The organism is Bacteroides congonensis, assembly GCF_900130125.1.
Lineage (GTDB): Bacteria > Bacteroidota > Bacteroidia > Bacteroidales > Bacteroidaceae > Bacteroides > Bacteroides congonensis.
This window is the reverse complement of the sequence record NZ_FQXY01000009.1, coordinates 965031-982941: the sequence shown is the minus strand read 5'-3', so window position 1 is coordinate 982941 and position 17911 is coordinate 965031. Positions and strand designations below refer to the sequence as shown.

The 17911-nt window shown below is 36.4% G+C and carries 18 protein-coding genes; 17 read left to right on the top strand and 1 reads right to left on the bottom strand.

What is annotated here, in order from left to right:
- Nucleotides 1–12: 12 nt before the first annotated feature.
- The 17 genes from BQ7997_RS10820 (at nt 13) to BQ7997_RS10745 (ending at nt 17167) form a co-directional block, all read left to right on the top strand.
- Nucleotides 13–1278 carry a nucleotide sugar dehydrogenase gene (locus tag BQ7997_RS10820; protein ID WP_073346167.1) on the top strand — a complete coding sequence of 422 codons (1266 nt, stop codon included), beginning with the start codon at nt 13–15 and terminating at the stop codon, nt 1276–1278.
- Between the two features lie 139 nt (nt 1279–1417).
- Complete coding sequence (locus tag BQ7997_RS10815) at nt 1418–2761, top strand: lipopolysaccharide biosynthesis protein (protein ID WP_159436759.1); 1344 nt, start codon at nt 1418–1420, stop codon at nt 2759–2761.
- Nucleotides 2749–3960 carry a hypothetical protein gene (locus tag BQ7997_RS10810; protein ID WP_073346162.1) on the top strand — a complete coding sequence of 404 codons (1212 nt, stop codon included), beginning with the start codon at nt 2749–2751 and terminating at the stop codon, nt 3958–3960. Before BQ7997_RS10815 ends, BQ7997_RS10810 begins: the two co-directional genes overlap by 13 nt.
- Nucleotides 3938–5140 (top strand): glycosyltransferase family 4 protein, encoded by a 1203-nt coding sequence (locus tag BQ7997_RS10805; protein ID WP_073346160.1) that lies wholly within the window; start codon nt 3938–3940, stop codon nt 5138–5140. The genes BQ7997_RS10810 and BQ7997_RS10805 overlap by 23 nt, the downstream gene beginning before the upstream one ends.
- A 7-nt stretch (nt 5141–5147) precedes the next feature.
- The gene (locus BQ7997_RS10800; RefSeq protein WP_073346154.1) at nt 5148–6221 is read left to right on the top strand and encodes a polysaccharide biosynthesis protein; all 1074 of its coding nucleotides are present in this window, start codon (nt 5148–5150) and stop codon (nt 6219–6221) included.
- A 29-nt stretch (nt 6222–6250) separates the two neighbouring features.
- Complete coding sequence (locus tag BQ7997_RS10795; RefSeq protein WP_073346151.1) at nt 6251–7411, top strand: capsular polysaccharide biosynthesis protein CapF; 1161 nt, start codon at nt 6251–6253, stop codon at nt 7409–7411.
- Between the two features lie 7 nt (nt 7412–7418).
- Nucleotides 7419–7817, top strand: a complete 399-nt coding sequence (locus BQ7997_RS10790; RefSeq protein WP_073346149.1) for a WbuC family cupin fold metalloprotein — start codon at nt 7419–7421, stop codon at nt 7815–7817.
- A gap of 15 nt (nt 7818–7832) precedes the next feature.
- Nucleotides 7833–9017, top strand: coding sequence for a UDP-N-acetyl glucosamine 2-epimerase (locus BQ7997_RS10785; protein WP_073346146.1), 1185 nt, complete (start codon nt 7833–7835; stop codon nt 9015–9017).
- 72 nt (nt 9018–9089) lie between these two features.
- Nucleotides 9090–9647, top strand: a complete 558-nt coding sequence (locus tag BQ7997_RS10780) for an acyltransferase (RefSeq protein WP_073346144.1) — start codon at nt 9090–9092, stop codon at nt 9645–9647.
- A gap of 58 nt (nt 9648–9705) precedes the next feature.
- Nucleotides 9706–10872 carry a glycosyltransferase gene (locus tag BQ7997_RS10775; RefSeq protein ID WP_073346142.1) on the top strand — a complete coding sequence of 389 codons (1167 nt, stop codon included), beginning with the start codon at nt 9706–9708 and terminating at the stop codon, nt 10870–10872.
- Between the two features lie 11 nt (nt 10873–10883).
- Nucleotides 10884–11219, top strand: coding sequence for an LbetaH domain-containing protein (locus BQ7997_RS25785; protein WP_210436303.1), 336 nt, complete (start codon nt 10884–10886; stop codon nt 11217–11219).
- The gene (locus tag BQ7997_RS25780; RefSeq protein ID WP_317045012.1) at nt 11185–11337 is read left to right on the top strand and encodes an LbetaH domain-containing protein; all 153 of its coding nucleotides are present in this window, start codon (nt 11185–11187) and stop codon (nt 11335–11337) included. The genes BQ7997_RS25785 and BQ7997_RS25780 overlap by 35 nt, the downstream gene beginning before the upstream one ends.
- Nucleotide 11338: 1 nt before the next feature.
- Nucleotides 11339–12397: a glycosyltransferase family 4 protein gene (locus BQ7997_RS10765; RefSeq protein WP_073346140.1), complete on the top strand. Its 1059-nt coding sequence runs from the start codon at nt 11339–11341 to the stop codon at nt 12395–12397.
- A gap of 45 nt (nt 12398–12442) precedes the next feature.
- Entirely contained in the window at nt 12443–13561 is a 1119-nt protein-coding gene (locus BQ7997_RS10760; RefSeq protein WP_073346138.1) for a glycosyltransferase family 4 protein, read from the top strand.
- A 55-nt stretch (nt 13562–13616) separates the two neighbouring features.
- Nucleotides 13617–14420, top strand: coding sequence for a polysaccharide biosynthesis/export family protein (locus BQ7997_RS10755; RefSeq protein WP_073346136.1), 804 nt, complete (start codon nt 13617–13619; stop codon nt 14418–14420).
- A 7-nt stretch (nt 14421–14427) separates the two neighbouring features.
- Nucleotides 14428–16848, top strand: a complete 2421-nt coding sequence (locus tag BQ7997_RS10750; RefSeq protein ID WP_073346133.1) for a GumC family protein — start codon at nt 14428–14430, stop codon at nt 16846–16848.
- Nucleotides 16849–16933: 85 nt separating this feature from the next.
- On the top strand, nt 16934–17167 hold the full coding sequence (locus BQ7997_RS10745; protein WP_073346131.1) for a DUF4248 domain-containing protein: 234 nt from the start codon (nt 16934–16936) through the stop codon (nt 17165–17167).
- A 295-nt stretch (nt 17168–17462) separates the two neighbouring features.
- Here BQ7997_RS10745 and BQ7997_RS10740 read toward each other — a convergent pair whose 3' ends face one another.
- On the bottom strand, nt 17463–17909 hold the full coding sequence (locus BQ7997_RS10740) for an N-acetylmuramoyl-L-alanine amidase (protein ID WP_044655627.1): 447 nt from the start codon (nt 17907–17909) through the stop codon (nt 17463–17465).
- Nucleotides 17910–17911 lie beyond the last annotated feature (2 nt).

Sequence of the window (17911 nt, the reverse complement as noted above, 5' to 3'; positions counted from 1 at the left end):
TAACATAAAGTAATGAATGAGATTAAAATTTGCGTAATCGGTCTTGGTTATGTTGGACTTCCTTTAGCCCGCCTTTTTTCGACAAAATATAGAACTGTCGGTTTTGATATGAATCAATCGCGTGTAGATGCTTTAATGGCTGGTCACGATGCTACGCTTGAAGTGTCCGATGAGTTATTACAATCGGCCCTAGCCAATGGCTTTATTTGTACGGCGGATATTGAAAAGATCAGGGATTGTAATTTTTATGTAGTTGCTGTTCCTACACCTGTAGATGAGAACAACAATCCGGATCTGACACCACTTTATAGTGCAAGTACTACAGTTGGTAAGGTTATTTCAAAAGGAGATATTGTTGTCTATGAATCTACAGTCTATCCTGGTGTGACAGAAGACGAGTGTATTCCTGTAGTCGAAAAAGTTTCAGGCTTGAAATTTAATGAGGATTTTTTTGCAGGTTATTCTCCTGAACGAATTAATCCGGGAGATAAATTGCATACGGTAGAGAAAATAAAGAAAGTAACTTCCGGTTCTACTTTAGAAATAGGAAAGAAAGTGAACGAGGTATATGCTTCCGTAATTCTTGCCGGAACACATCTTGCCCCCACAATAAAAGTAGCCGAAGCTGCCAAAGTGATAGAAAATTCACAGCGGGATATCAATATTGCTTTCGTGAACGAACTTTCTAAAATCTTTACCAAGATGAATATTGACACACTTGATGTGTTGGAAGCCGCTTCTACGAAGTGGAATTTTCTTCCATTCAAGCCAGGACTGGTAGGCGGTCATTGTATTGGTGTCGACCCTTACTATTTGGCACAATGTGCACAACGTTATGGCTATAATCCCGAAATAATTTTAGCTGGTCGTCGCATGAATGATGGTATGGGGGAATATGTCGCCACGCAAGTAGTGAAATTGATGTTAAAGAAAGGCATTCAAGTTTTAGATTCAAATATTCTCATTTTAGGCTTCACCTTCAAAGAAAACTGTCCGGACGTTCGTAATACGAAAATAGTTGATATTTACCGTGCATTGCAGGAATATAATGTTCATATCACCGTTTACGATCCGTGGGCCAATCCTGCCGTCGCAAAACGTGAATATGGCATTGAAATCACTAATACTCTTCCCTCTGACAAATTCGATACCGCAATTATGGCTGTTGCTCACCATAAGTTCAACGATTTGGATGTCACTGCTTTGCTTAAGGATAAACATATCATCTTTGATGTTAAAGGTATAATGAAGAAGGATTTAGTTGACGGAAGATTGTAACCTGTTATTGGATGCTACCTTGCACATGTAGGCAATAAGATTGTCGTTAGATTTAATTTAGTAACCTTTTGGTGTAAGAGGCTAATAGAAGTGTATGTTCTAAATGAAATAATAACCAATAGATATATGGATGTATAGAATGGATAATAATCAGAGAGATGTGTTATCGAGAAGCCGTAAGACTAAATTGAACATTATAGCTATGTTGGGAGTTAAAGGGGTTTCAATGCTTATAAGTTTTCTCTATGTACCTTTATTATTGCATAGCATGAGTTCTGAAAATTATGGAGTATGGTTAACTCTTACTTCTTTAGTTTCTTGGATTGTTATCTTTGATATAGGATTAGGAAATGGATTAAGAAACAAATTAGCTGAAGCGTTGGCACACAATGATGAGTTGTTAGGGCGAAAATATATCAGTACTGCTTATATTGTGATTTTTTCAGTGGTAATAGTTCTGATTTTAATATTTATTTTGCTCTATGAATACCTTCCTTGGGCTAGGATATTAAACGCATATGATACAAATGAAAAAGAATTGAATTTTCTAGTTTTAGTGGTTTTTGTATCATTCTGTTTTCAGTTTGTTTTTAGTCTGATTAATTCAATTTTATATGCTTTACAATTGCCGGCATTATCTTCGTTTATTTTTTTATTGGGACAATTGATTTCTTATGTTTTAGTATTTGTATTATCAAAGTTGTATTTAGTATCTTCATTATTTATATTAGGTTCAGTAGTATCAGTTATTCCACCATTAATACAATTAATATCTACATTTATAATATTCAAATTTAAGTTTAAGTCATTAACTCCTTCTTTTAAATACTTTGAATGGAATAAAGTCACGGATATATTGTCATTAGGTGTAAAATTTTTTATTATACAAATAATATCTATATTACTTTTTCAAACAAACAATTTAATCATAACGCACACTCTTGGAAATGATTATGTTGTACAATATAATATTGCATATAAATATATGCATATTATAGTAATGATATTTACTATTATAGCGACACCGTTATGGTCAGCAACAACCGAGGCATACATTAAAGGAGATATTTTATGGATTAAAAAGGTTCTTAAAAAAATGCGTCTTGTTACAATTTTAATGGCAATGGGTGGATTTTTGATGTTTCTTTTTTCTGATGTAGTATATAGAATATGGATTGGAGACTCTTCTGTTGAGATTTCTAGATGGACTACTTTTATATTATATATTTATGCAGTGGCAATGATGTTGTATGGCATGTATGGCTATATAATTAATGGGATTGGAAAACTATGGATTCAGATAATTATGACTGCATCATTGGCAATTCTATATATACCATTTGGGATTTTTGTTAGTCAATATTGGGGATTGAATGGATTGTTGGCTTTGTTCGCTATTATCCCATTGTGCAATTATTGTTGGGCGAGAGTACAATATCACAAATTGATGAAATCTAGCGCTACAGGGATATGGAACAAATAAAAATACGGAATGTTAGATTTCAATATTTTTTATTGGTGTATCTTGTAGCCATAACAGGATTTATGTCTTTCTTTGGATTGGCGAAAGCTATTTATTTATTAACTCCTATTGTTTTATATAAAACTTGGAAAGAGCACAGATATGTGCCCAATAATATATTTCGGATTATAGCTTTTATATTTGTTTGGTTTTTTATTCAGGGTCTTTGTCACCAAGGAGAATGGACTGTGTCGGTAACGCAGTCTATTAGGATGTTTACATTGGCTTTATGTGCGGTTTGGGTAATCAGAGATTTTAGAGTTCTGTTTCCCCGCTTGGTTTATTATATATCATTATGGAGTTTAATTCTTTGGCTGGGATGTATGGTTTTTCCCGGATTTCAAAGTGCATTGATAAATATTGCACATTATTTACCAGAGTTGCGCAGCGAAGAATTTTTGCAATATTCTTCAAATCCTAGTGAAAGTATATATATATATACTATTAATACAGCGGGCTCTATTAGAAATAGCGGGCCTTTTTGGGAACCGGGGATGTTTACGGTTTTTATAACTATTGCTTTGGCTATAAACCTATTTAATAGAGTTTCTTTGTTTAATATTCAAAATGTTATACTGCTTTTAGCGAATATTACAACTTTTTCTACCACAGGATATGTTGCTACTCTTATACTTTTAGCCTTTTATACTTTTATAGGACAACAAGTCACGGCGTTAAAGCTACTTCTTTTTATATGTATTCCTTTGGTGGTTTGGCGAGTTATATCGTTAGAGTTTATACAAGAAAAGATAGTAAATCAGATGAGTCAAACGAATGTTTCTTTTTCTCGTTTTGGAGCTCTTTTTTATCATTGGGAAAAAATCAGGTTATCCCCTTTTATTGGATATGGAGCAAATGAATGGCCTACTACCGCTATGGATGTGATGATGGGTACTGGTCATGTCTCACCAAATGGAATATCAATAATTGCTGTTATATGGGGTATCCCGTTAGCCTTTGGCTACTTTTATTTCCTTTACAAAGGGTTAATGACTATGTTTTCTGAAGAAACAACAATAAAGGGAATTGCGATATTTATTGTTGTGTTAGCATTATCGTTTTCCCAGGATGTTACCAATAGAGATTTCTTTTATTTGTTAGTATTTTTTGGAGTAATATCATTTAGTCAGCAAAAATATGCAAAATGTATCATTAGATAGAATAGGTGTTCTTTGTTATTATACATTCCCAGAAGGAATGGCTGCTACAAATCGTATTATAGCATATAGTAAAGGGCTGAGGGAGAATGGGGTAGATGTTGATATTATCATTTTTCGTCCTAAATTAAAAGAGGCTTGTATTCCTCTCTCCGGTACAATATCTGGCATTAATTTCCATTATATGTATGAACGTGACACTAAATCGTCAACGTTAAAAAAGCTGTTTTACCATCGACCTTTATCTTTGTTTAAAACTGTAAAATATATATATAAACAAAATAAAGAACGGTCATTTGATTATATCTTTTTGAGCTTTGACGCTTTACATTTTATGACGTTTTTTGTATTATCATTGAGGCTCTTCGGAATACGTTTAGCATTTATTGGAGATGAGTATCCAATTCCTATAAGGGAACAATTAAAAGATAAATTACCGAGGTGGAAAATCTATAGTTACAAGATTATATTTTGGGGAATCAAAGTCCGAATTTTGATGACTAAAGCATTGAAAGATTACTTTAATAATGTAATTTCATTAAAACCTACGCACATTCTTCCAACTATAACAGATATTGATAGATTTAAGCGTGTAGATATAAAACGAAAAGACTTGAAAGTGCCCTATTTATGCTATATGGGGAATATGGAATTGGCTAAAGATAATGTTACAAATATTATTAAAGCTTTTAAGCTGGTTTGTGATATTTATCCTTCACTTGAATTGCATTTATATGGGATTCCGAAAAAGAATGATTGGAAAGTGTTAGAGTCTTTGGTAGAAGAATTAGAACTTACACATAAAGTGTTTTTTAAGGGACGTGTTGATTATAATATTGTTCCTGTTGTTCTTTCTCAAGCGAAGATTTTGGTGACATCCCAGCCTATAACTCGACGAGCGGAAGGTGGGTTTCCTACAAAATTAGGAGAATATCTTTTAAGTGGTGTTCCGACAATTGCTACTACTGTTGGTGAAATTGCACAATTTGTTTCTGATAAAAAGCATGTTTATTTGGTGCCTCCATGTGAACCACAAGCATATGCTGATAAAATAGGATATATAATGGAGCATTATGATGAAGCTCTGTCAGTTGCGTGTGAAGGTAGAAAGTTTATTCTAGAAAATTTTTCTAGCAAAAAAGTTGCAGGTGATTTAAAAATATTTTTAGAGAATAATTTATAATAAAACAATGTCAGTATTTAAAGACAAAGTCCTGTTAATTACAGGCGGTACAGGTTCATTTGGAAATGCTGTATTAAGACGTTTTTTGGACTCCGATATTAAAGAAATTCGTATTTTCAGTCGTGACGAGAAGAAGCAAGATGATATGCGTCATCGTTTGCAGAATCCCAAAGTCAAGTTTTATATCGGCAATGTACGTAACAAAGCATCTGTGGATATAGCTATGCGGGGGGTGGATTATGTATTTAGTGCTGCAGCCTTAAAACAAGTTCCTTCTTGTGAATTCTTTCCAATGGAGGCCACACGTACTAATGTGGAGGGTACGGAGAACGTGCTTCTTTCTGCTATTGAGCATGGTGTAAAAAATGTGGTGGTACTCTCTACCGATAAGGCTGCTTATCCTATCAATGCTATGGGTATCAGCAAAGCTCTGATGGAAAAGGTGGCAATAGCCAAAGGGCGCGAATTGGGAGAAGGAGCGCAGACTACTATCTGTTGCACTCGTTATGGCAATGTGATGGCAAGCCGGGGTTCAGTAATTCCATTGTGGGTTGAACAGATGATGGAAGATAAGCCTATTACCATAACTGACCCTAATATGACTCGGTTTATGATGACGTTAGATGATGCGGTAGATCTTGTGATATATGCATTCACTCATGGACATAATGGTGACCTTTTTGTACAGAAAGCTCCGGCTGCTACGCTTTCAACTTTAGCTGAAGCGTTGAAGCAAATCTATGTTAAGGTTGAACCGAAATATGGAGAAACTGAAGTAAAAGTGATTGGTACCCGCCATGGTGAGAAGTTGTACGAAACATTGGTGACTCGTGAAGAAATGGCTAAGGCAATAGACATGGGTAACTATTACCGTATTCCTTGTGATAACCGCGATTTGAACTATGATAAGTTTTTTACCGAAGGTAATGAAGATGTATCTAAGATTGAAGATTATCATAGTCACAATACTCGTCGTCTTGATGTAGAAGGCATGAAAGAGCAGTTGATGCGTCTTCGTTTTATCCAGGAAGATTTGGGTTTGATAGAACATGCTAAGGCAAAAGAAATTCGGAGTGAATAATACTGTCGGGTATAAATACATAAATCAATATGAATATATTAGTAACTGGTGCCAAAGGGTTTGTTGGGCGAAATTTGATATCTCAATTGCATAATATTCAGAGCGGAAAAGCGAAGAATTATCATTTGTCTGGTGAACAACTGAAAGTTTTTGAATATGATATCGATAGTGATCCTGCAGAATTGGAAGTCTATTGCAAGAATGCCGATTTTGTTTTTAATCTTGCCGGGATTAACCGTCCAAAAGACCAATCAGAATTTATGAAAGGGAATTTTGGTTTTGCTTCGGTTTTACTTGAAACTCTGAAAAAGTATAGGAATACATGTCCTGTGATGATTTCTTCATCTACACAGGCAGTCTTGGACAATCCTTACGGAGAGTCAAAACGTGCCGGCGAACAATTAATGTTTGATTATGCTAAAGAGACTGGAGCAAAAGTGTTAGTTTATCGTTTCCCGAACGTGTTTGGAAAATGGTGTAAACCAAACTATAACAGTGCAATAGCTACTTTTTGCAATAATATAGCCAATAATCTTCCCATCACTGTGAATGACCCATCTATCTTGATGCATTTGGTGTATATAGATGATGTAGTGAACGAACTGATAGGTGCATTGAGTGGCAACGAACACCGAAACGCTGATTATTGTCAAGTGCCTATAGTGCATGATATTACTCTTGGCGGTATAGTGGATTTGCTCTATTCATTCAAAGAAATGCCTAATAATCTTAGTATACCTAATATGGCAGATAGTTTTACTAAGAAGTTATATTCCACGTATCTCTCTTATTTGCCTAAAGAAAAATTTAGTTATCCATTGAGAATGAATGTGGATGCTCGTGGTAGTTTTACGGAGTTCATCCGTTCGGAAAGTGCCGGGCAATTCTCTATCAATATCTCCAATCCCGGAGTTACTAAAGGACAACATTGGCATCACACTAAGGTGGAGAAATTTGTAGTTGTAAGCGGACGAGGCTTAATTCAGTTCCGTGCAGTAGGTTCTGGCGAAGTAATCAATTTTGAGGTGAGCGGAGATAAGATGGAAGTGGTGGAGACGATTCCGGGTTATACCCATAACATTATCAATCGTTCGGAAACGGAAGATTTGGTTACATTGATATGGTGTAATGAGTGTTTTGATTCAAATTCTCCCGATACTTATTTCGAGGAGGTAGAACATAAAGCTTGAAAATAAAATGAAGGTTATAGATAAAAGACTATTGGATAATGTAACGGTTGAGGCTAAAGAAAGCCCTCGTTTGCGAATGAACTATAATTTGCATGACTCTCTTGATGCGAAGGCGCAACGTCTACTTAATGCGTTAGAACCGGGAACGGAATTGCCCATTCACCGTCATACACAGACTGCTGAAACCTATATAATTATTCGGGGACGCATGAATGTGCTCTTCTACAGTGATAAAAAGCAGTTGGTGGAAAAACAAGAACTTGATCCTTTGAAAGAGAAATATGGTGTACATATTCCAGCAGGACAATGGCACACATTGGAAGTATTGGAGAGTGGAACAATAATTTTTGAAGTGAAAGACGGTCCTTATGTTCCGTTTGTTCCCGAGAATATGATGGTTATATAAATATAAGTAAGCATCATGGTACTAAAAACTGATTATTCAGATATTCAGTTCGCCAATAACGGTAAACTGAAGTTACTCATTATTGTGGGCACTCGTCCTGAAATTATTCGATTGGCAGCGGTGATAAGTAAATGTCGACAATATTTCGATTGTCTTTTGGCACATACAGGTCAGAATTACGACTATAATTTAAATGGAGTATTCTTTCACGATTTAAAGCTAAAAGAACCGGATATTTATATGGATGCTGTAGGTGATGATCTCGGTTCGACAATGGGCAATATAATCAACGCATCTTACAAATTAATGGTACAGACGCAGCCTGATGCGGTATTGGTGTTGGGAGATACAAATTCTTGTTTATCTGTTATTGGCGCGAAACGTTTGCATATTCCTATTTTTCACATGGAAGCCGGAAACCGTTGCAAGGACGAGAATTTACCTGAAGAAACTAACCGTCGCATCGTTGATATCATAAGCGATGTGAATCTAGCTTATAGTGAACATGCACGTCGATATTTGGCAGATTGTGGTTTACCGAAAGAGCGTACTTATGTGACAGGTTCACCAATGGCAGAAGTCCTTCGTGATAACTTAGCAGAAATTAAGGGAAGCGACATTCATCAACGTCTTAGCTTGGAAAAGGGCAAGTATATCTTACTCTCAGCTCATCGTGAAGAAAACATTGATACAGAAAAGAATTTCATTTCGTTATTCAATGCTATTAATGCTATGGCGCAGAAGTACGATATGCCCGTCCTTTACTCATGCCATCCTCGCAGTCGTAAACGTTTGGCAGCAAGCGGATTTAAACTTGATGTACGTGTTATACAGCATGAACCGTTGGGATTTCATGATTACAACTGTCTTCAGATGAATGCCTTCGCTGTGGTGAGCGATAGCGGTACACTGCCTGAAGAAAGCAGTTTCTTTACCAGTATCGGTCATCCCTTTCCTGCAATCTGTATCCGTACCTCTACTGAACGCCCTGAATCCTTGGATAAAGCAGGGTTTGTATTGGCGGGTATTGAAGAGTACTCATTACTTCAATCAGTGGATACAGCAGTGGAATTGGTTCGGAACGGTGACTTTGGCTTACCCGTCCCCGATTATGCCGATGAGAATGTTAGTACAAAGGTTGTGAAAATTATTCAGAGCTATGTAAATGTAGTAAACAAGATGGTTTGGAGAAAATATTAAAATTCGATTTATGTCAAACTCATGCAGTTAAAGAATAAAATCTTCAATAGCTGCTTATAAGCATTAAACAATATGAACTTCATTAACAAGATTAACGCTCTTTATTGGAGAGTATTTAAAACGCCGGAAGCTTATGCTAAGCATTTAGGGGTTAAAGTTGGAAAAAATACTTTTATCTCTACCTTTCATTGGACTTCAGAACCTTATTTAATTGAAATTGGAGATTACGTGCGTATAGCTAAAGATGTCCGTTTTTTCACTCATGGGGGAATATGGTCGCAGAGAAAAAAGAATCCGGGCAAAGTACTTGAATATTTCGGAAAAATTAAAATAGGTAATTATTCTTATATAGGAGAGAACTGTTTGATAATGCCTGGGGTAACTATTGGTAATGATGTTATTATTGGTGCAGGAAGTGTAGTCACTAAATCTATACCGGACGGCGTAATGGTTGCTGGAAATCCGATACGTATCATAGGTAAAACGAATACTTTTGTGGAGCGCGTTGATTCTAAAAGAGTCATTAATCCTGAGGTCTTCTACAATTTAAAAGGAAATGACAGGCGGAAATATATTGAAAATTTGCCTGCTACTTCTTTTGTGAGAAAAAAAGAGTTGACAGCAGAGTGAACCATTTGTTCAATCAACAATGAATGAAAAATACCTATAATACAAGACTAAGGTACGGATGAAGAATATTGTAATAATCTCTTCGATGGGGTTATACTATGATAATAGTGCAGGTGTAGCTAGGATGAATAGCTATGTTTCGGCATTGTCGGAATGTGAAAATGTGAAATGTTACTTACTGTCAGAGAAATATCTTAATGGAAAAAGCGCTCTAGTGAAGATAGGCAACAATGCATTCACAACAGATAATTTAAATACAAACAATAAAACGGGATTAATTTCGTCTCTACGATTCATGAGATATGTCAAGAATATCACTTCATCATTCGATGGAGAAACTATCTATCTTTATTATCCTAATACCAAATTGATAACAGAAATAGTATTTCTTACGTATTTCAAAGTGTTTCGTAGAACATGTTGTTTTCGTGAAGCTAATGAGGTGAGAAAGTTTGATTCAAACCTAGAACAACTTCATGGTCTAAAAAAAGCTGTTTTTAGATTAAATTATTCATTAGTTGATAGACTTTCTAAGTACTATGATGGATTAGTCTGTATTTCCAAAAATATATCAGAATATTTTAGTCGCTATAATAAGAATAGTATTTTGATTCCTGCTTTGACGGATATTCAAGTTTGTGAGAAAGTGCATGTAGATTCGGATATACATGTATTTGTTTTTACGGGCAGCGTATCTATTGAGAAAGAAAACCTTGAAGAACTTTTCAAGGCTTTTGCTCTCTTTGATAATGTTTATACAAATTGGAAGCTTTTGCTCTATGGTGGAGTTAGTGGTTCTCAAAGAAAGAGATGCCAAAAGATTATTTCGCAACTAGGGATTGAAAATAAAGTAGAAATAAAAGGAACAATTCCACATAGTATGATTCCTTTGATTTTATCAAAAGCTGATTGCTTGTTGTTGTCTAGAAATAATAATCTACAAAACTATTATGGCTTTTCAACCAAATTGTCTGAATATGCATTGTCGGGTACGCCTATACTCATGACAGATACAGGAGTAGTTTCTGAGTATTTTAAGGATGAAGAAAATTGTTTAATGACAGATGGATATACTGCAGAAAATTTTTTTATAAAGTTGTGCCGTTTTGAAAATATGACTATTGAGGAACGCAAGAAAATAGGTGAAAATGCAAGAAATACTGCAATGAATAATTTTTATTGGAAAAATTATTCGGAAGTTTTAAATCATTTCTTATCGAAATAACAGCTAAATTTATGTTTAAGTATTTTACATTAAAACGGCTTTGGCAATATATGTGGTTGCTTTTATCTCATTTGCCAATGAGGGGACATTATCGTTGGTTTTTTCTAAAGATGGCCGGAGTGCAGTTCAAATCGAAAAAGCCAAAAAGAGTTTGTATATATGGCGGTGTGTTAATTGATACAATGCATCCGGAATATGTGCATATCGGTGATGGGGTAGCATTAACCTCTGGAGTAAAAATCCTTACTCATTATCTTGATCCCGGTAAACCGGGACGTCAATTCCGTCTTGGAGAGGTTCATATTGGAGACAATGTTATTTATAGGAATGAATGTGATTATCTGTAATTCAGTGACTATTGGGGAAGGTAGTATAATTGGTGCTGGCTCTGTGGTAACAAAGGATATTCCAGCCAATCAAGTATGGGCCGGTAATCCTGCACGATTTATTAAAGATAGAGTGTAGAATGAAGAAGATTGCAATATTCTCTCCGACTGTTAATGCAGGGGGATCGGAAAAACAAGCTTGTTTGCTGGCCAAGTGTCTTAGCGAACAAGGATGTTTTGTTACTTTTATCTCTTTCTATGGTTTGGAAAGCGCAGAACCTAAAAATATAGATATATTGAAATCCAATTCTTCAATAGAGATTTTTATTCCTACTGGTAGTCAATATGCAAAATTGAAAGCTGTTGTAAGAGTTTTTAAAGAGAGACAAATTGATTCACTATTCAATTATCTAACATTTTGTAATGTATTCGGGGCTATTATAGGAAGGATATGTGGAGTAAAGAAAATCTATGGCGGCATAAGGAGTTCAAGATTACCATTTAAGAAGAGGGTTTTAGAACGATTGATTCACAACTATCTGGCTGATTATACAATTTACAATAGCTATTCGGGGGCGAAATATTTCTCAGAATACGGTTTTAACAAAAAGAAAAATATCGTTATCCATAATTGCTTTGAAAATATATCTCCGCAAATAAGTAGAAAGGTTAAGGATATGCCTACGATAATTTCCGTTGGCAGATTTGTAGAGCCAAAGGATTATCTTACAGCTATAAAATCTGTAAAAAACTTGTCACAAAAAAATATTCCTTTTAGATATGTTATAGTGGGATATGGAAAACTTGAAACGCAAATTAGGGAATGGATTAAAAAATATTCTCTGCAAGATAACGTGGAAATTATCATTGCTCCCGATAATATTCCTGAGCTTTTAGAAAAAGCTGACGTATATCTTTCTACAAGTATATTTGAAGGAACAAGCAATTCTTTGCTTGAAGCATTAAATGCTTGCCTTCCTATCGTTGCCACTGATGTAGGAGATAACAAGCATATTGTCCATGATGGCCAAAATGGCTATTTGCATCATATAGGTGATAGCAATGGTATTGCTAGGTCGTTAGTTAAACTTTTGTCTACTCCATCTCTTAGGACTCAACTAGGCGATTATGGGTATCAACTTTTAGTAGATAGCTTTTCTAAAGAAAAATTTACCGAGAAGTATATGAAACTGCTGTAAAAGCATGTGTGTTTCAAACGGTTTATAGTTAACATTTCAGAAAATATGAAAATTGCATTTATTGGGGGGCGAGATATTCGTAAATTGGGTGGAATAGAATCTTACATGTATAATCTGGCAACAGAATTGGTAAGGAAAGGACATGAACCTATTGTATATTGCGAAAGCGACCATTGTTCGGTTGAGTGGATTAATGGGTTTAAGGTCATTTATCAAAAAGGTCCTAAAAGTATGTTTTTATGCAAACCTTTGCTTGGCTTAAAATCAACTATCAACGCAGTATTCAGGGAAAAACATATTGATGTCATTCATTACAATGCTTGGCCTCCGGCATTGTCAAGTCCCTTAGCATGTGTGTTTGGAATAAAATCTGTTATGCAAGGACATGGGCATGAATGGAAGAATACCAAATACAGCATGAAGCAGAAAAAAATTCTTCGGTTTATGGAATGGCTTTCGGCAAAAATGAATAAAAATGTGATAACGGTAAGTAATGCGCAAAGTGACTATTATAATAGGAATTACCGAAAAAATGTGGTTACAATTCCTACTGCCATTAATCCTCCGGCATTGGTTGAGGACAAAATGCAATTTCTAAATAAATATGGGCTGCTTCCTAAAAAATATTTTCTTGTGGTTGCACGTATTGTCCCCGTTAAGAATATAGATGTTTTGATTAATGCATTTATAAAGTCCAATCATAGTGATTACAAATTAGTGATAGCAGGAAATAATGATGCCAATCCGGAATATGTAAACTCTTTGAAATTATTAGCAAGTCAGTCGAATGATATTATTTTTACGGGAGCTGTATATGGAGAGGAAAAGACAGCTTTGATAGAGAACTCATATACATTTTGTATTCCGTCTACTAGCGAGGGACTGTCTGTTGCATTGTTAGAAGCAATGGGATTATCAGTGCCAATAATTGCATCCGACATTGAAGGTAACAGGGAAGTATTGCAGGATGATAAAGCGGTATGGGTAAGAGCGGAGAATGAACAAGATTTATGCAGTGCAATTGAATATAGTATAACTCATGAGATAGAAATATTCGCTTCTACTGAATTCAATAGAAATCTTATTTTGGAAAATTATACTTGGGAAAAAGTGACTGATAAATATGTTGACTATTTAACAGACCTCTTTTTCCATAGAAAATGATAGAAAATCTTACTGTGAATAAAAAAAGTAAATAGTAATAAATGAGATAAATAATATGAATAGAGTGTATAAACAACTACCGTTTGGGCTGATATTGTCTTTTTTATTGGTCGCATGTCAGTCGTATAAAAAAGTGCCTTATTTTCAAGATACGGAGATAATAGGACAAATAAATCAGCAAGAGACGATGTATGATGCTAAAATTATGCCCAAGGATTTGTTGACTATTGCAGTGTCATGTACCAGTCCGGAACTGGCGATGCCTTTTAACCTTGTTGTGGCTGGGACAACGAATGTCAGTGATGCCAATAGGTATATAACCTCTCAGCCGACTTTACAAACTTATCTGGTAAGTAATGATGGTACAATTGATTTTCCTGTATTAGGCGAATTGAAGCTTGGAGGCTTAACGAAAAAGGAAGCCGAACAAATGATTGTAGAAAAACTGAAACCTTACATTAAAGAGACTCCTATCGTTACTGTTCGCATGGTGAATTATAAAATATCCGTAATCGGAGAGGTAGCCCATCCCGGTACATTCACTATAAACAATGAAAAAGTGAATTTATTAGAAGCATTAGCAATGGCAGGTGATATGACTGTGCACGGACTTCGTGATAACGTGAAATTAATCCGTGAAGATGCCAATGGCAAACAACAGATCATCACCCTCGACCTTAATAAGGCGGAGACGATTCTTTCACCCTATTATTGGCTACAACAAAATGATATAGTCTACGTGACGCCCAATAAGGCAAAAGCCCGTAACTCTGACATTGGCAACAGCACAAGTCTTTGGTTCTCGGCTACTTCTATATTAGTATCATTAGCGAGTTTGTTAGTCACAATATTCAAATAAAAACACTATGATTGAGGAAAAAAACGAAAAACGCATTGAGGCGGACGAAGAACAAATCAATATTCAAGAGATCCTTTTCCGTTATCTGATTCATTGGCCGTGGTTTATTGTTTCGGTAGTGATATGTGTGATTCTTGCATGGATTTATATGTACACCACTACTCCTGTTTATAATATTTCTGCTACCGTTCTTATCAAGGATGAGGAGAAGGGTGGGGGAGCCAGTATGAGCTCCGAACTGGAGAAAATGGGACTCGACGGTTTTATGACCTCTTCGAAAAACATTGATAATGAAATCGAGGTATTGCGTTCCAAGTCTCTCGCCCGTGAGGTAGTAAATCAGTTAAATCTTTTCGTGACCTACAAAGATGAAGATGCTTTTCCTGCTAAAGAATTATATCGCACTTCACCGGTATTGGTCAGCCTGACACCTCAGGAAGCGGAAAAGCTTCCCAAAACGATGGAGGTGGATATGAGTCTTCTTTCTACAGGAGGTATGAATGTTTTGATTTCCATAGGCGATAAAGAGTATCAGAAACAATTCGATAAACTGCCGGCGGTGTTCCCTACTGATGAAGGTACGGTTGCTTTTTTTGAAAACAAGGATACGCTGGCACTGACCCATTTGAACGAAATGCCGAAAGAACGCCATATCAAAGCGTTTATAAACAGACCTTTATCTGTTGCGAGAGGATATACTAATGCCTTATCTATCGCCCCCACCTCCAAAACCACTTCCGTTGCCGTAATCTCATTGAAAAACTCGAATACGCAGCGGGGGAAGGATTTCATCAATAAGTTATTGGAAGTATATAACATCAACACCAATAACGATAAAAACGAAGTTGCCCAGAAAACGGCGGAGTTCATTGACGAGCGTATTAGCATAATTTCTAAAGAGCTTGGCAGCACGGAACAGGATTTGGAGAACTTCAAGCGGAGTGCCGGTATTACGGACCTGAGCAGCGAAGCGCAGATAGCCCTCACCGGTAATGCTGAATATGAGAAGAAACGCGTAGAAAACCAGACGCAGATTAATCTTGTGATGGATTTGCAACGCTATATGAAGGGAAACGAATATGAAGTACTTCCTACTAATGTAGGTTTGCAGGATGTCGGACTGGCGGGTGCAATAGATCGCTATAATGAGATGTTGGTAGAAAGGAAACGCCTGTTGCGCACATCAACGGAAAATAATCCGACGATTATAAACCTGAATACCAGTATTCGTGCGATGCGCAGCAATGTTCAGGCCACGCTTGATGCCACTTTGAAAGGACTACAGATTACGAGGGACGATTTAGCCCGTGAAACGAAGCGTTATACTCGTCGTATCAGTGATGCGCCGACTCAGGAACGTCAGTTTGTAAGCATCGCACGTCAGCAGGAAATCAAGGCGGGACTTTATCTGATGCTCCTTCAGAAACGTGAAGAGAATGCGATAACCTTGGCGGCTACGGCAAACAATGCTAAAACCATTGATGAAGCATTGGCGGACGAAAATCCGGTTTCTCCTAAAAAGATGATGATTTATTTGGCTGCTTTTGTTTTGGGAATGGGGCTTCCGGTAGGTATTATCTATCTGATTGGATTAACTAAGTTCAAGATTGAAGGTCGTGCTGATGTTGAAAAATTGACTTTGCTTCCTGTTGTCGGTGATATTCCATTAGCGGATGAAAAGACTGGTTCCATTGCTGTATTTGAGAATAAGAATAATCTCATGAGCGAGACTTTCCGAAATATCCGTACCAATCTTCAGTTTATGCTTGAGAGTGGTAAAAATGTGATTCTGGTGACTTCTACTATCAGTGGTGAAGGGAAGTCTTTTATATCAGCTAATTTAGCTATCAGCCTTTCTTTATTAGGGAAGAAGGTGGTGATTGTAGGACTTGATATTCGTAAACCGGGATTGAATAAAGTATTCAATATTTCTAAAAAGGATCATGGTATTACTCAGTTCTTGACTAATCCAACTACGAATCTGATGGACTTGGTACAACCTTCTGACATAAACAAGAATTTGTTTATACTTCCCGGTGGAACAGTTCCACCTAATCCGACAGAGTTATTGGCTCGTGACGGATTGGAGAAGGCTATCGAAACATTGAGAAAGAATTTTGATTATGTGATATTGGATACGGCACCGATCGGCATGGTAACCGATACTTTACTGATAGGACGTGCTGCTGATTTATCTGTATATGTATGTCGTGCCGATTACACCCGTAAGGCAGAGTTTACTCTCATTAATGAACTGGCTGAAAATAATAAATTGCCTAATCTCTGTATTGCTATTAATGGCTTGGATTTGAATAGGAGAAAATATGGCTATTACTATGGTTATGGTAAATATGGTAAGTATTATGGATATGGTAAACGTTACGGTTATGGTTACGGTTATGGCGAACAACATAACAGTGATAAATAATAGCTGAATAATAATTACTTTATTCTTTTCTTATTGTCTGTATTTTTTGTATCTTTATAGGATAATAAACAGAATATAAGATACAATGAATCAAACAAATTTTGTGGTGAAATGTTACGATAAGCACGAACTGGCACATATGTACTTTCCTGATTTAGAAATTAGTTTGGCAGTCAATAAACTCCGGCGTTGGATGCGTAGATGCGCGCCATTGATGATTGAAATTCAAGCAATGGATTTTCATCCGAAAACGAAAGCATTCACTGCAAGAGAAGTACGTCTTATCGCATACTACTTAGGAAATCCGGGAGAGTTATAGCCCGAAAAAAGATTAGTACTTTTAATACTTTACACAAAGTGAGATGAAATATGTAGGTCCCTAACTTCATGCTACACACATGAAGAACCCTACATTTTGTAGGTCAGGAAATGTACAGCGGTATGTTCCTGATCCACGCCCTCATGTCGGCGAAAAAGCCGGTGTGATTTCCTTTAATATCAACTGTCTGTGAAGATCGTTGATATTTTAAAATAATAATAATTGAATAAAATATGGAGACAAAAACGGGAGGCGGCATTTACGCTCTCTCCCGTTCCTGTTTCCTATAAATATGCTATATTTTGGAGTACTCTTTGCGGGCATCAAAAACAGGGCATGCTTTATGGATTGTTGCACTGAGCTGATAATGTCCCAGGATTTGCGCTTCCGGATATTGATGTTTGAGAATTGTCAATAAGTCAAGTAGCGCAAACCGTTGTGCCCGGGTTCTAGTGTCTGCCGGTTTGCCATTTTCGTCTAATCCGCCTTCATAGCATATCCCGATGCTGTGCCGGTTGAATCCTCTCACATGCGCACCGATTTCCGCTACCGGGCGACAGTGATGAAGTTCACCATTCCGGGTGATGTAAAAATGGTATCCGATATCTTTGAAACCACGTTGCAAATGACATTGCCGAAGTTGCTCCACAGTGAAGGGAGCATTGCAGCGCGTAGCGCTGCAATGAATCACTAACAATTTAATTTCCCGGGGAAGATAGCTTTCTTCTGTTTTTCCAGTCATAA